This is a genomic window from Acinetobacter sp. G18 (assembly GCF_052660225.1).
Genome location: NZ_CP109658.1, coordinates 32032 through 47052 on the forward strand (window position 1 = coordinate 32032; position 15021 = coordinate 47052).

Here is a 15021-nt window from a genome sequence, read left to right on the forward strand (position 1 = left end):
CAGAAACTCGCGAAATAACATGACATATTTTCTGCGTGAACTTAGGTAGTCATTTTTCTATCTCGACTACTGTTTAACCTTGCACTATGATCAAATAACTTTTGATCTCGCTTAGGATTTATTTTTTAGAGGCACTACTCATGTCACTGCTACGCCGTTGGTTTGACCCTATCCGATCGAGCTGGTTTTACCAAAAACCTTCTCGTCAAGCGGTGTTACCCACGGAAAATGGTTTAAGTATTTATTTACGACTTGATGATGTGTATAGCTATCTGGCTGTTCAGCAATTGTCTCAGCTTGATGAAATTTTAAGTGATGAGCTTAAACCTTTAAAAATTATTATTTCTCATACAGCTTCTGAACCTCCAAACAGCATGACACATGAGGAATGGCAGAATTATTGTTTAAATGATGCCAAGATTTTAGCAAATCAGCATCGTTTTGCGTTTGATGAGTTCCCAGAAATCCCAAGCCAAGAAGCTTTAAAACAAGCCGCTGTCATACTAAAAAGAACCCCATTACAAGGTCAGAACTTCTTCCATTTACTTGAAGATATCTTTCACATGCTTTGGCAACAGCAATATGGAAAGTTACGTACTTTACATGCCATGGCGGTGAAGCATCAGATACCACAGCACTTCCCAGAACGTATTTTTACAGATGAGCCTGTACAGGCAGCGTACTTTGAATTTGGTGGACGTAAATATCACGCAGTGGATGATTTATTACGCCTAACCCGTCGTTTAAAACAACAAAAGTTACTGACAGGTATTCCGATTTTTTTAATTAATCATATCGAATGGCGTGAACATTTGATTAATGATGCTGAAGCACTCAATGAAATTCAGGCTCTTCACCCTGAGCTTGATGTATTTATTGCTTTAGAAGATCCGATGAGCTGGTTACTTCTCGCATATATTAAAGAAGAACTCGCAGACTATTATGATATTCAGTTAAAAGTCTATCCGCTCAGTTACCAAGGTCGAGACTGGTTTGACTGGAGCTTGGCAACACGTGTTTCTAAACGTACTGAGGTGGCTTTTACACCGTTTTGTCGTCCTACAGAAGAAAGTACTCTTGAGATGGCAAAGCTTTTTTATAGTGTGCCGGAAAGTCAGCAACTCGATGCAATTTTTACGATTTTGCAGGCAGTTTGGACGAAAGGAAAAGACCTATCTTTCCAGAGGCATTTTCAAGAGTTACAACAGCAACTCGGCATTGAGCATTTAACCGAACAGGATGTCCCTTCTCTCTTGGAACAAAATGATGCACTTTGCAAAGACAAGCATCAGCCTGATTTGCCTGTTTTAGAGCTACGTATTGATGGGCAAAGTTATGTATTTAATAGCTTGTACCGAGTTTGGATGATTGAAAGTATTTTTAGTAATGTTTTAGAAGAAAAATACAAAACGGCCTCAACTTCTAATTGAGGCCTACTCCTAAAAACAAGAATAGGGCAAAACCTGTTTTTTCCGTAGCATAACCATGTAGGGAATCGGAGATAAACAGTGACTTTTTTAGCAATTATTATGATGGTGTTCGCCTTTGCTGGCATGATCAAAGGCATGATTGGCCTAGGTTTGCCCGCAGTATCAATGGGCTTACTCACCATCGCAATGAGCCCTTTTCAGGCTGCATCTCTTTTGATTGTTCCTTCAATGGTCACCAATGTTTGGCAGCTTTTTGCTGAGGGGCATGTTTGGGCTTTTATTCGCCGTTTCTGGACTTTGCTCGTAGGTATTGTGGTCGGTTCAATATGGAGCTTTTTACCGACTTTAAGTCAAAGCCATGGGCATAGTAGTGAGATTTTATTAGGAAGTATGTTGGCCTTATATGGCCTTTATGGATTGTGTGTCAAAAAGCTTCCAAACTTAGCGAAATATGAGCGCTGGTTATCGCCGATTATTGGATATATTGGTGGGGCAGTCACTGTAGCCACAGGCGTCATTATTATTCCTATCGTGCCTTACTTACAGTCTTTACATTTAAAACGTGATGAGCTGGTTCAGGCTTTGGGATTAACGTTTACGGTTTCTACCATTTGCCTTGCAGTCTTTTTACACCATAACCCGATGTCTGGAGTAACACTGGACTATCGTTTATCTTTTGCTGCACTGTTGGCTGCGTTAGTTGGAATGTGGATCGGTAAAAAAATCCGTTATCGACTCAATGAGCAGTTATTTCGCCGTATCTTTTTTATAGGTTTGGTGTCATTAGGTCTTTATATGATTTTGCACTAAACCAAATTTCTAAGGGCGATGCTCTAATAGAAAATCTGCAAATTGCTTATAACTGCTAGGCAGCTGGCTGAAATTTTGCGTTGCCAAAAGTAGTTTTCGGTTTGCCCATGCGCCGAGTAATTGGATGGAGTGGAAATCATAGTCCGATTGGAGGCGATGCGCCGCACGGGCGGGCATAATCGCAATACCCACGCCTTTGGCAACGACTTCAGCAATTGCGCTAAAGTTAGGTAAGCGCAAACGGTACTGTATGTTAAAGCCTAATAATTTCGCTTGAGTTTCAATGGACTGTTGCAAAGAGTGGTGGGCTTTAAGGCCAATAAAACCATAGCTTAAAGCCTCTACCAAATTTAGCTTTTGATATTGTGCTAACTCATGTGTAGCAGGACAAATCAAAACTAGAGGATCACTCGCAAATTCTTTCGTTTGCAAATGTTGGGTATCAAAAAAGCTTGAGACTAAGCCAAGGCTCGCAATTCCTTGGGTTAATGCATCTACAATTTCTGAACTTTCTGCTTCGTGCAAATCGATATTCATTTCGGGATGAAGCACTAAATATTGCGGTAATAACGGAGGCAAATATTCGCTTTGAGCAGAAGAGTTACACCAAAGCGTTAATGGCTCTATTGTAGAAGACTTAAAGCGCTGCATTTCTTGTTCGAGTTGATCTTTTTGTGCTAAAAGCTGACGAGCATGTTCTACAAAAGCATGTCCCGCTGTGGTGAGCTCTACACCTGTAGTTTGGCGAATAAATAAAGGTGTTTCAAAATACTGTTCGAGTTTTTTAATACGCTCACTCGCCGCCTGAAGTGAAATCGCAGAGCGATCAGCACCTTTGGTGAGGCTACCAGTCGAGACAATATGAAGAACCAGCTGTAAATCAAAAAAATCAAAACGCATGATAGGAACGTATTGAAGCGCAAAAATTTATCATACTAAATCGGAATGAAAAAAGGCAGCTTACGCTGCCTTTTTGAATTTAAGTTTTATCTTTTAAACTAAACAGCCAATTTAGAATAATTGCCGCAAATGTTGCGGTACCAATACCGCCTAAATTAAAATTACCGAACAATAATTCAAAGTTACCGGCACCTAAAATAATCGTGACTGAAGCAACAATCAGATTTTTATTATTAGAAAAATCAACTTTGTTTTCAATCCAGATTTTTGCACCGGCAATGGTAATTAAACCAAACACGACAATAGACGCGCCTGTTAAAACTGCGCTTGGAATGGTACTAATCACCGCGCCAAATTTTGGAGATAGACCTAAGAAAATGGCGAAGACACCCGCAATCACAAAAACAATGGTTGAGTACACACGAGTGACTGCCATCACACCAATGTTTTCACCGTAAGTGGTCATCCCCGGCGCGCCGACACTACCAGAAAGCGTTGTTGCCAAACCATCTGCAACAAATGCTTTACCTAATTGTGGTGTTAGGTTTTCGCCAGTCATTGCACCAACAGCTTTAATATGGCCTAAGTTCTCTGCTACTAAAATGAGCGCAACTGGCGCAATAATTAGCATAGCTTTAGTATCAAAAGTAGGATGTGAAAAGCTTGGAATACCGAACCATGCAGCTTGAGAGATCTGGCTAAAATCGATTGGTTTACCTAAACCTAAACCATTGGTCGTGACGGCATAAATTGCATAAGCCAAGATTAAACCAACCAACAGAAGTAGGCGTTGTAGTAGGCCACGTGTAAAGACTGCAATACTGCCCATACAAAGCACAGTAATTAATGCCATCCACATTTCAAATGGTTGGCCTGCAACGCCTTTAATGGTAACAGGTGCAAGGTTTAGACCAATAATCATCACAATTGCGCCAGTCACTACAGGCGGCATGAGTTTTTCAATCCAGCGTGTACCCGTAAGCATTACGATGAAACCGATGAGTGCGTAAAAAATACCACACGCTACGATTCCACCTAACGCCATAGATAAGTTTGGATTGGCACCCGAACCCGTAATGTGCCCAGTCGCTGCTGCAACCACACCAATAAAGGCAAAACTTGATCCTAAGTAACTTGGAACACGACCACCTGTAATTAAGAAAAACAGGATGGTACAGATACCGGACATTAAAATAGCAAGGTTAGGATTAAAACCCATGAGTAGCGGCGCTAAAACAGTAGCTCCAAACATGGCAAATGCATGTTGGATACCTAAAACGGCACTTTGAACTGGTGGGAGATATTCATTGGTAGAGACCGGTCGATGGTCAACATCACCTTGGTAAGGCTGCCATTTTGGAAACCAGTTGGACATAAAATAAGCTCATTATTCTTTAATTGGTGCAATCATACCCTTTCTTGGTAAAGCATTTAATCTCTAGAGAGAAGTATATGGGAGAAAAGTAATTATTTTTTAACGATTGGTATAATCTTAATAATTCTAAATATACGGAATTAGTTATTTTTTTATAATAAAGCTTAATTTTATGATTTTAAAAAAATTTTTAAAAAAATAAAAAATCGGGGAAAATTTATGAAAAATGAGGAACTTTGCAAGTAAAAAGCAGCACATTGGTGATGTGCTGCTTTGTCAAACGATTGGTAAAAAAGCTTAACCCGTATTGCGTAAACCAGCAGCAATACCCGCAATACTGACCATCAGTGCATGGTCAACAGGGGTATTCTCTGCCTGACGCTCCGCTAGGTAATCGCGGCGGCGTTTCATGAGTTCAGCCTGTAGAAGATGCAAAGGAAGTAAGTATGGTTTACGAACCTGCATAGATTGATCAAGAACATCATTATTGCTAAGAAGTTTTGACTCATCTTTTAGAGTTAATAAAGTTTGTACAGCATCTTTTAGTCGTTGGCGTAACTGGTTACCCAATACTTTTAAATCTTCATCTTCAGTTAAATGAGATTCGTAGTAGAGTGCAATGTTGGCATCGGCTTTAGACAATACCATTTCCAGCATATCAATGAGCGTTTGGAAATAAGGCCATTGCTGAAGCATTTCATCAAGTGTTGCTTTTTGTTGGTCGGCAATCACTTCATTAATGGCAGCGCCAGTACCTAACCATGCAGGCAACATCAAACGAATTTGTGTCCAAGCAAATACCCATGGGATGGCACGTAAAGACTCGATGCCGCCACTCACTTTACGTTTTGCTGGACGCGAGCCTAACGGCAACATTTGTAACTCAAGCTCAGGTGTGACAGTACGTAAGTACTTCACAAAATGTGGGTTTTCACGAACTGTTTGACGATAAACTTTCACAGAATGATCTGTCATACGGTTCATGAGTTCACGCCATTCGGTTTTAGGCTCTGGTGGTGGCAACAGTGTCGCTTCAAGTGTTGCTGCGGTATAGATTTCAAGGTTTTGCATTGCAATACCTTCTAGACCGAATTTGAAGCGGATCATTTCACCTTGTTCTGTCACACGAATTGCGCCAGAGATTGAACCTGGTGGCTGTGAGAATAGTGCCTGTTGGGTTGGAGCACCACCACGGCTAATTGAGCCGCCACGACCGTGAAATAGAGTCAACTGTACGCCGTGTGTACGAGCAATAGCAGTCAGTTCTTCTTGAGCACGATATTGCGCCCAGTTGGCAGACATGAAGCCAGCATCTTTAGCTGAGTCGGAGTAACCGATCATGACTTCGTGTTTGCCCTGAATGTGCTGCTTATACCAATGCATATTGAACAGCGTATTCATGGTAGTTGCAGCGCCATCTAAATCTTTTAGAGTTTCAAACAGAGGCACGACACGTAAAGGATGCTGAATACCTGCTTCTTTTTGCAGTAACAATACAGCTAAAACATCGCTTGGATATTCAGCCATCGAAATAATATAAGCGCCTAACGACTCAGGCGGTTGGTCAGCCAAAGTACGCATAGTTGCAAATACTTCTTGAACATCTGGGTGGCCAATCAAACTACCTTCCGGTTCATTAATATATTTCGGTAGAAGTGGACGTTTGCTTTGTAGTTCCTGAATGAGGAAGTTTTGGCGTGCTTGCTCAGTCCATGACTCAAAATTACCTAAACCTAAATATTCGGTAATGGCTGAAATGGCTTGGCGATGGCGACCTGATTCTTGGCGAATGTCGAGTTTAAGTAGTTCAATACCAAAACAGTTCACACGGTAAATAAAGTCGAGGAGCTGACCATTCGCAATTTCAGGAAGGTTACTGTCAATTAAAGAGCGATAGCACAGCAATAATGGTTGTAACAGCTCATCTTTGCTTTTAATGACATTGCTGTCGTCTGCTTCTAAGCCTTGTAGGCGCTGCGCTAACCAGTGGCGAGTCGCTTTTAAGCGTTCGCGTGTTGCACGTAAATACTCACGATAAGGTTCCGCATGTTGGCTACCAACTGCCTGAATCATTTCTTCAGAACACGTCTGGATTGAAAGTTCCCAACGTAAATTTTCAATATCTCTCAGGTAAAGGTCAGCAGCTTGCCAGCGTGATAACCACAGCACTTCTTGGGTAATTTGATGAGTAACGTTCGGGTTACCATCACGGTCTCCACCCATCCAAGATGCAAAGCGCACTGGCGCAATATTGAGTGGTAAGTTTTGTTGGCAATTGTCTTGAACTAACTCATTTAATTCACGAATGAATTTAGGTACGGCATTCCAAAGCGTTTGCTCAATGGTTGCAAAGCCCCATTTTGCCTCATCGACAGGAGTCGGGCGGTGCTGACGAATTTCATCTGTTTGCCAAGCCGAACTAATTTGCTGTTTTAAGTTCGCAAGTGCGTTTTGGCGTTCACGTGGAGTAAGCTTTTGCTGATCAAGCTGTGAAAGACAAGCGTTGATATCGTCATATTTTTGAATGAGGGTACGACGGCTGACTTCGGTTGGGTGCGCCGTAAGTACCAGTTCAATATTTAAATCACAAATTTGCTGGAATAGTTTTTCTGTCGAAATACTTTTATCTTTAAATTTTTGAAATAAGTGAACAAGTGGATTTGGAGAATTAGCCTCCGAATCAAATTCTGCCTGTCTGCGGCTACGCACGACATGGTATTGCTCGGCAATATTGGCAAAATTGAGGAAGTGAGAAAAAGCGCGGGTGAGAGGTAATAGCTCTTCATCGGGCAGTTCTAAAAATAATTGTTCTAATTGCTTTTCGGCTTCAGCTTGACCATCACGTGCACCTTTGGCAAGCGCACGGATTTGCTCGATCTGATTAAACAGTTCCTGTCCTGCATGTTGTTTTAGGGTTTCACCTAACAAATTGCCAAGTAAGCGGACATCCTCACGCAGTGGCGCATCGATTTGCTGAACCATGCTATTTTTCTCCTGTTCTTATTCTTATCGAATATAGCGCGATTAACAAACATTCCAAGCTTTGAGCGTAAGAAAATGTGAATTTTTGCTTAAAAAATAACATTTAATTCGCTTATAGCGACTTAAAAGATGACATGCACTCAGTGCAACTTTTGGCAATCGGACTTTGGTTTAATTCCGATATTTAAGCAGGAATAAATGAATTGCATCTTGAATAATCTGGTCTAACTCTTGCGCATTCGGTACAGCAATAATCCTAAGTAGAACTTTATGGTGACGTACACCAAGCAACAACGTTAAAAGAAGCTCTGTTTGATAAACGGGATCATCGGCCTGAATAAAACCTAGCTCAGCTGCTTTTTGGAAGAACGCGGCTAACAGATTTTGAAGTCGGGTATGGGATGCCGTGAAAAATTGTTCAGCTAAAGGGCTCTGTTCTGCTGCGAGTTCAAATAACACATGTTCAAGCTTTAATGCTTCAGGTGAATAAATAATCTGCAAGGCACGCGAACACACCATATACAGTGTTTGATAAAAATCTGCCGATGCATCTAATTCAAATGGTTTAGTGCCTAGAGTCTCTTCGCAAGTTTCGGTAATCGCGCAGATAAACAGGTTTGCTTTGTCTTGAAAGTGGTTATAAACCGTGAGTTTAGTAACTCCGGCTTCCTGTGCAATCTGGTTCATGCTGGTCCCGTGATAACCAGATTTTAAAAAAATAGCTTTAGCGGCTTGTAGGATACGAGCACGCTTTTCCAGATCTTTAGGACGACCACTTTGATTAACTGTTTGCACAAAACCCTCTAATAAAAGTTTAAAAAAATAGATATTTATAAGTTTTTCTTTAATTAATGTACCCATGGGTATATTAATTAAAAAACAAACAAACTATGATGCAAGCATATTGTGCCTTAAAAAACCAGTTTGAATAAGAGCGATAAGATATGAATCTGTTAAAACCTCTCATCATGAGTATGGTGATTGTTTGCACGGTCACATTAATGGGGTGTAGTAAAGAGGCTCCCAAAACAGAAGAAATACCCTATGTGATGGTGACGCAGCCTTCGACCACACTAAACGAATTAAAAAGCTATGCAGGAGATGTACAGGCTCGACAACAAACTGCCTTGGCATTTCGGGTGGGTGGACAAGTTACGGCTCGCTATGTCGATGTCGGCGACCGAGTTAAAGTTGGACAAGTATTAGCAAAGCTCGATGTAGCAGATGCTCAGCTACAATTAAATGCTGCCAAAGCTCAATTACAAAATGCACAGGCAGCAGCGAAAACAGCATCAGATGAACTTAAACGTTTTCAACAATTATTACCTGTCAATGCAGTAAGCCGTTCACAATTTGATACGGTCAAAAATCAGTACGACGCGGCTCAAGCAGCGTTACAACAAGCCCGCTCTAACTATGAAGTTTCTGCAAACCAAACTGGTTATAACCAACTTATTTCTAATAAAAACGGGGTGATTACAGCGCGTAATATTGAAATTGGACAAGTCGTTTCAGCAGGTCAAGCAGCTTATCAATTGGCGATTGATGGTGAGCGTGAAGTGGTCATTGGTGTACCTGAACAAGCGGTTGCCGAGATTAAAGTTGGTCAAGCGGCTTGGATTACTTTGTGGTCTAAACCGAATGAAAAATTTGCCGGGTATGTACGCGAAGTTTCTCCTGCGGCTGATCAGTCTCGTACCTTTACAGTTAAGGTAGCTCTCAAAGAAGGCCAATCTGCTATTCAGCTTGGACAAAGTGCTCGCGTATTTTTTAGCTCGACTCAAACTAATGTCATGAGTGTGCCACTTTCGAGTGTTTCAGCTACAGATAATCAAGCTTATGTATGGGTAGTCAATGCCAACCAAACTTTACGTAAAGTACCTGTAACAGTTGGGGCATATGGCAGAGATAGTGTGCCCGTGTTAACTGGTTTAACACCAAATGATTGGGTTGTGATTGGTGGGGTTCATTTGCTACGCGATAAGCAGAAGATTCATCCGATTGACCGTGAAAACCGTGCGGTGAAAATTCAGGGGGCAACGAAGCCATGAAATTCAATCTCTCGGAATGGGCACTGAATAATAAAGGCATTGTCCTTTATTTCATGCTGTTGCTTGGCATTATCGGTGCAATCTCTTATTCAAAACTATCACAAAGTGAAGATCCGCCTTTTACCTTTAAAGTGATGGTCGTCAAAACCTACTGGCCTGGAGCGACTGCCAAAGAAGTTTCAACGTTGGTAACTGACCGCATTGAAAAGGAACTGATGACCACAGGGCAGTATGAAAAGATTATGGCCTACTCCCGCCCGGGTGAGTCTATGGTTACTTTCTTTGCCAAGGATTCATTGAAGTCGGCACAGATTCCTGATGTTTGGTACAACGTTCGTAAAAAGGTCAATGACATTCGCACTGAACTCCCAAGCGGTGTACAAGGCCCTTTTTTCAATGATGAGTTCGGTGATACTTTCGGTAATATTTATGTACTGACAGGCAAGGACTTTGACTATGCACTTTTGAAAGAATATGCCGATCGTTTGCAATTACAGCTACAACGTGTCAAGGACGTGAGCAAAGTCGAATTGGTTGGCTTACAAGACCAAAAAATCTGGATTGAGATTTCAAACACTAAAGCCGTTCAGCTCGGTATTCCTCTTTCTGCAATTCAAGAAGCCTTACAAAAGCAAAATAGTATGGCAAGCGCTGGTTTCTTTGAAACTGGTACGGATCGTATTCAAATTCGGGTAAGTGGACATTTACAGAGCGTTGATGAAATTAAGAAAACGCCTTTACTGGTAGGCAACAAAACCATTCAACTCGGTGATGTCGCTGACGTTTACCGCGGTTTTAGTCAACCAGCTCAGCCACGTATGCGTTTCATGGGTGAAAATGGTATTGGCCTTGCTGTCTCAATGCGTAAGGGTGGTGACATTATTGCCTTGGGTAAAAATCTGGAAACGGAATTTGCCCAGCTGCAAAAGACTCTACCTTTAGGTATGAAATTACAGAAGGTGTCTGACCAACCAGTAGCTGTGCAACGCAGTATTCATGAGTTTGTGAAAGTACTTGCTGAAGCAGTCATTATTGTTTTGTTAGTGAGCTTTTTCTCTTTAGGTTTCCGTACAGGTTTAGTGGTTGCTTTTTCCATTCCTTTGGTTTTAGCAATGACTTTTGCCGGCATGAATATATTCGATGTCGGACTACATAAGATTTCTCTAGGTGCTCTGATTTTAGCTTTAGGCTTACTCGTCGATGACGCGATTATTGCAGTCGAGATGATGGCAATTAAGATGGAGCAGGGCTATAGCCGAATTAAGGCCGCCGGATTTGCGTGGAAAACCACAGCATTTCCAATGCTGACAGGGACACTCATTACGGCAGCGGGCTTTTTACCTATTGCTACTGCACAGTCTAGTACAGGTGAATACACGCGTTCGATCTTTCAGGTAGTGACCATTGCCTTATTGGTGTCTTGGGTTGCCGCAGTTTTATTTGTGCCTTATTTGGGTGAAAAACTACTGCCTGATTTTACTAAGACAGGACATCAAGCACCTTGGTATGTTCGTTTATGGGCAAGATTAACGAAAAAACCGCAACCACAAACGATCGAGATTTCACAGGACCATCATTACGATCCTTATCAATCTAGTTTCTATTTACGTTTTAGGAAAATGGTCGAGTTTTGTGTGACCTACCGTAAGTCTGTAATTGCGACAACGGTTGGGATATTCGTGCTGTCTGTACTGATGTTTAAAATGGTTCCTCAGCAATTTTTCCCACCATCAAACCGTACCGAAATTTTAGTCGATTTAAAACTTGAAGAAGGCGCTTCTTTAACCGCTACAGAACAAGCAGTGAAAAAGGTTGAACAGTTTCTGTCTAAACAAAAAGGTATTGATAACTATGTGGCTTATGTAGGCACAGGTTCACCGCGTTTTTACTTACCGTTAGACCAGCAATTGCCACAGGCTAGCTTTGCACAGTTTGTGGTTTTAGCGACCTCACTTGATGACCGCGATGAAATTCGTCGCTCGCTAGAAACCCAAATTAAACAGCTGCTTCCACAAGTCCGTACTCGTGTGTCATTACTAGAAAATGGCCCACCTGTGGGTTATCCATTGCAGTATCGCGTCTCAGGTGAAGATCTCAATTTGGTACGTAAAGAGGCGCAGCAGGTTGCTAAGGTCATTAGTGAAAACCCAAATACTACCAATGTGCATTTAGATTGGGGTGAGCCGAGTAAGATTATTGCAATTCAGATTGATCAAGACCGTGCTCGACAAATGGGTGTGTCTAGTGTGGATTTGGCGAACTTCCTGAACGCTTCAATTACAGGTAGTGCAATTGAACAGTATCGTGAAAAGCGAGAACTCATTGAAATCCGTTTGCGTGGTGATCAAGCTGAGCGTGTTGAAGTCGCTTCACTGGCAAGTTTAGCAGTCCCAACAGCCAATGGAACGACAGTACCGTTAGCCCAGATTGCGAAAATTGAATATAAGTTTGAGGATGGTCTGATTTGGCATCGTAACCGTTTACCAACGATTACTGTGCGTGCAGATATTCGTACCAAATTGCAGCCAGCGACTGTTGTGGGTGAGTTAGCCGAATCAATGGACAAGTTACGCGCTGAATTACCAAGTGGTTATCTGATTGAAGTGGGTGGAACTGTCGAAGAGTCGGCACGTGGGCAAAGTTCAGTTAATGCCGGTATGCCACTGTTTTTAGCGGTTGTGATGACATTACTGATGATTCAGCTTAAGAGTCTGTCTCGGGCAACGATTGTGTTCTTGACTGCGCCATTAGGTTTAATCGGTGTTGTTCTGTTCTTACTTCTGTTTAATAAACCATTTGGTTTTGTGGCCATGCTAGGAACCATTGCCTTGTCCGGTATGATTATGCGTAACTCGCTCATTTTGATTGATCAGATTGAACAAGATAGGCAAGCAGGGCATCCAACATGGGAAGCAATTATTGATGCAACAGTACGTCGTTTCCGTCCAATTATTCTGACAGCTTTAGCAGCTGTGTTAGCGATGATTCCACTTTCGCGGAGTATTTTCTTCGGTCCAATGGCCGTTGCAATTATGGGCGGGCTGATTGTAGCGACCATGCTGACATTGTTTTTCCTACCTGCATTGTATGCTGCGTGGTTTAAGGTGAAAAAAACAGCATAAAATACATAAATTTTTTGTGAATAAAGGTGCGAAATATTGAAAAGTCCAATATAGTAGCACCTGTCTTTACACAAAAAATACAGGATTATTTCGCTGCATAAAAAATAGGCATAGTGCAGTGAATTGAGGTGAAATACAGATGGGGCAAGACCATATCGAACAGCATCGCCGTTATATTGTAATTTCTTATGCGTTCATGTTTCTTGCATTGTTTACGGTTATTTTTGCGGCCTTTGCTTATCTGGTCGCTCGTAAAGTAGCTGTTGTGGATGATGCGGAAGTTTGGATTCATGCTCATGCGCTCTGGATTATGCGCAATGGTATTCTATTCCTCTTCATGTCAGTTTTTGCTGTTGTTTGGTTTATTCCTCTCTTCTTTTTTGCATGGAACAGCAACCTTTGGGTAACGGCATCAACAGTTGCTGGTGTTGTTTTTAGCGCTATTGCTTGGTTATTTTTATTAAATGCATGGTTAAAAGGCTTGTCTAAATATTTAAAAAATAAGGCAGTTTTTTAATATATCTGTTTTTTGAAAGTTTTCCCCTTGTAAATTCGGCTAAAGCCCCCCATTTAGTCGGCAATAGAGTATTGATAAAATTTCCGTGAGGAGCACCGCCAAACATGGCTAAACGTGATTATTATGAGGTTTTAGGCGTTTCAAAAACCGCAAGTGATGATGAGATCAAAAAAGCCTACCGTAAATTGGCGATGAAATATCATCCTGACAGAAACCCTGACAATGCTGAAGCAGAAGAAAAGTTTAAAGAAGCTTCTGAAGCTTATGAGATTTTATCGGACAGCGAAAAGCGCAGCATGTATGACCGTATGGGACATAATGCATTTGAAGGCGGCTTTGGTGGTGCTGGTGGTGGCTTTGGCGGTTTCAGTGCAGAAGATATTTTCAGCCAGTTCGGTGATATCTTTGGTGGAGCGTTTGGTGGCGGTGGACGTCAGCAACGCCAACGTCGCGGTTCAGACTTACGCTATGTCATGGAACTTACCCTTGAGGAAGCTGTAAAAGGGGTTAAGAAAACTATTACCTTTACTGCTCCGGCACCATGTGATGTGTGTGATGGTAAAGGCTCTCAAAATCCAAAAGATGTAGAAACCTGTAAAACTTGTCATGGTTCAGGACAAGTACGTATGCAGCAAGGTTTCTTCTCTGTACAACAAACTTGTGGCACGTGTCGTGGCCAAGGCAAAATTATTAAAAACCCATGCCATGCATGTCATGGTTCAGGTGTAGCTGATCGCCAGCAAACATTGGAAGTTACTATTCCAGCGGGTGTAGATAATGGCGACCGCGTTCGTTTAAGTGGTAAAGGCGAGGCTATCCGTGATGGTCAAGCGGGCGACTTATACGTTGAAGTGGTTGTTCGCGAGCATGAAATTTTCCAACGTGATGGCGCCGATTTATATATGGACGTACCAGTAAGCATTGCTGATGCTGCACTTGGTAAAGAAATTGAAATCCCGACTTTGGAAGGCCGCGTTAGCTTGAAGATTCCTGAGGGAACTCAAACAGGTAAATTATTCCGTTTACGTGGTAAGGGTGTTCGTCCTGTACGTAGCAGTATGGTGGGTGATTTGCTTTGCCGTATCGTCATAGAAACACCAGTTAACTTAACGTCTCGTCAACGTGAATTACTCAAAGAATTACAAGCATCATTTGATGGCGAAGACAGTGCATCTTCACCAAAGAAAAAATCATTCTTTGATCGCTTATTCGATTAATGCTTGATTAGATCAGAAGCTAAAAAGAAGGCGGATATTCAAAAATATCCGCCTTTTTATTGCGCTGATTCATCTTATTATTTTTATTCTGCTTAAAAGAAAATTACGTCTGCTTACTCTGTAGGGTGAGCAACATCGATGTCGTCAACACTTACAATAAGTTCGTTTGATGCAACTGGAGCTACTACAGCAGCTTGAGTTACTGGTTTTACAGCTACTTTTACTGTTTCTACATCGGCAGTTTTTTCTTCAATGATTGGGTCAATATCTTCAACTTTAACTTCAGCAGTAGTATTGCTTGCTATGCTTGTTTGAGCTGTAGATATCGCCGCTTTCGCATTTACATTCGTGATAATGCGTGCTTTAGATAAGCTTTCTAGTGTGTCCCCTGGTTGGATTGCAGGCTCTGCAAATGCCATTGAACTCATCATCCCCATAACGGCTATTAAGCCCATAATTTTCGAATGCATGCTGAACTCCTTATAGTCATCTTTTTTTCATTCGTGGCTCGGTAGTGTGCAGATCAATTCTTTAACTTTTGTGAAAACTGATTAAATTTCGGTTCATCTTAAAAAATATTTTTTACTTTTTATTGTGAGCAAAGAGTTTTGATATAG

Annotated in this window: 11 protein-coding genes; 6 read left to right on the forward strand and 5 right to left on the reverse strand. The window is 41.6% G+C overall.

What is annotated here, in order from left to right:
* Window positions 1-140: 140 nt before the first annotated feature.
* Complete coding sequence (locus NE363_RS00135; RefSeq protein WP_445535597.1) at window positions 141-1430, forward strand: hypothetical protein; 1290 nt, start codon at window positions 141-143, stop codon at window positions 1428-1430.
* Window positions 1431-1508: 78 nt separating this feature from the next.
* Window positions 1509-2240 (forward strand): sulfite exporter TauE/SafE family protein, encoded by a 732-nt coding sequence (locus NE363_RS00140; protein ID WP_445535598.1) that lies wholly within the window; start codon window positions 1509-1511, stop codon window positions 2238-2240.
* A gap of 9 nt (window positions 2241-2249) precedes the next feature.
* Here the strand turns inward: NE363_RS00140 and NE363_RS00145 are convergent, their stop codons facing one another.
* From NE363_RS00145 to NE363_RS00160, 4 genes are all read right to left on the reverse strand, one after another.
* Window positions 2250-3140: a LysR family transcriptional regulator gene (locus tag NE363_RS00145; RefSeq protein ID WP_445535599.1), complete on the reverse strand. Its 891-nt coding sequence runs from the start codon at window positions 3138-3140 to the stop codon at window positions 2250-2252.
* A 79-nt stretch (window positions 3141-3219) separates the two neighbouring features.
* Window positions 3220-4515: a solute carrier family 23 protein gene (locus tag NE363_RS00150; protein WP_004704691.1), complete on the reverse strand. Its 1296-nt coding sequence runs from the start codon at window positions 4513-4515 to the stop codon at window positions 3220-3222.
* Window positions 4516-4812: 297 nt separating this feature from the next.
* Complete coding sequence (gene ppc / locus NE363_RS00155; protein ID WP_445535600.1) at window positions 4813-7497, reverse strand: phosphoenolpyruvate carboxylase; 2685 nt, start codon at window positions 7495-7497, stop codon at window positions 4813-4815.
* Between the two features lie 171 nt (window positions 7498-7668).
* Window positions 7669-8292: a TetR/AcrR family transcriptional regulator gene (locus NE363_RS00160; protein WP_039254035.1), complete on the reverse strand. Its 624-nt coding sequence runs from the start codon at window positions 8290-8292 to the stop codon at window positions 7669-7671.
* A 149-nt stretch (window positions 8293-8441) separates the two neighbouring features.
* Here NE363_RS00160 and NE363_RS00165 point away from each other — a divergent pair, with 149 nt between their 5' ends.
* The 4 genes from NE363_RS00165 to dnaJ all read left to right on the forward strand — a co-directional run bounded on the left by NE363_RS00165 (window position 8442) and on the right by dnaJ (window position 14404).
* Complete coding sequence (locus tag NE363_RS00165; RefSeq protein WP_039253951.1) at window positions 8442-9548, forward strand: efflux RND transporter periplasmic adaptor subunit; 1107 nt, start codon at window positions 8442-8444, stop codon at window positions 9546-9548.
* Window positions 9545-12670 carry an efflux RND transporter permease subunit gene (locus tag NE363_RS00170; protein ID WP_200026986.1) on the forward strand — a complete coding sequence of 1042 codons (3126 nt, stop codon included), beginning with the start codon at window positions 9545-9547 and terminating at the stop codon, window positions 12668-12670. Before NE363_RS00165 ends, NE363_RS00170 begins: the two co-directional genes overlap by 4 nt.
* Window positions 12671-12809: 139 nt before the next feature.
* Window positions 12810-13187 carry a hypothetical protein gene (locus NE363_RS00175; protein WP_002053984.1) on the forward strand — a complete coding sequence of 126 codons (378 nt, stop codon included), beginning with the start codon at window positions 12810-12812 and terminating at the stop codon, window positions 13185-13187.
* Window positions 13188-13291: 104 nt separating this feature from the next.
* Complete coding sequence (gene dnaJ, locus NE363_RS00180) at window positions 13292-14404, forward strand: molecular chaperone DnaJ (protein WP_004704700.1); 1113 nt, start codon at window positions 13292-13294, stop codon at window positions 14402-14404.
* A 113-nt stretch (window positions 14405-14517) separates the two neighbouring features.
* Here dnaJ and NE363_RS00185 read toward each other — a convergent pair whose 3' ends face one another.
* Entirely contained in the window at window positions 14518-14874 is a 357-nt protein-coding gene (locus NE363_RS00185; protein WP_100191929.1) for a hypothetical protein, read from the reverse strand.
* Window positions 14875-15021: the final 147 nt, after the last annotated feature.

Coding starts and splice junctions, on each gene's coding strand:
- NE363_RS00135 (WP_445535597.1), top strand. CDS start 141: ATGTCACTGCTACGCCGTTGGTTTGACCCTATCCGATCGAGCTGGTTT.
- NE363_RS00145 (WP_445535599.1), bottom strand. CDS start 3,140: ATGCGTTTTGATTTTTTTGATTTACAGCTGGTTCTTCATATTGTCTCG.
- NE363_RS00150 (WP_004704691.1), bottom strand. CDS start 4,515: ATGTCCAACTGGTTTCCAAAATGGCAGCCTTACCAAGGTGATGTTGAC.
- ppc (WP_445535600.1), bottom strand. CDS start 7,497: ATGGTTCAGCAAATCGATGCGCCACTGCGTGAGGATGTCCGCTTACTT.
- NE363_RS00165 (WP_039253951.1), top strand. CDS start 8,442: ATGAATCTGTTAAAACCTCTCATCATGAGTATGGTGATTGTTTGCACG.
- NE363_RS00170 (WP_200026986.1), top strand. CDS start 9,545: ATGAAATTCAATCTCTCGGAATGGGCACTGAATAATAAAGGCATTGTC.
- NE363_RS00175 (WP_002053984.1), top strand. CDS start 12,810: ATGGGGCAAGACCATATCGAACAGCATCGCCGTTATATTGTAATTTCT.
- dnaJ (WP_004704700.1), top strand. CDS start 13,292: ATGGCTAAACGTGATTATTATGAGGTTTTAGGCGTTTCAAAAACCGCA.
- NE363_RS00185 (WP_100191929.1), bottom strand. CDS start 14,874: ATGCATTCGAAAATTATGGGCTTAATAGCCGTTATGGGGATGATGAGT.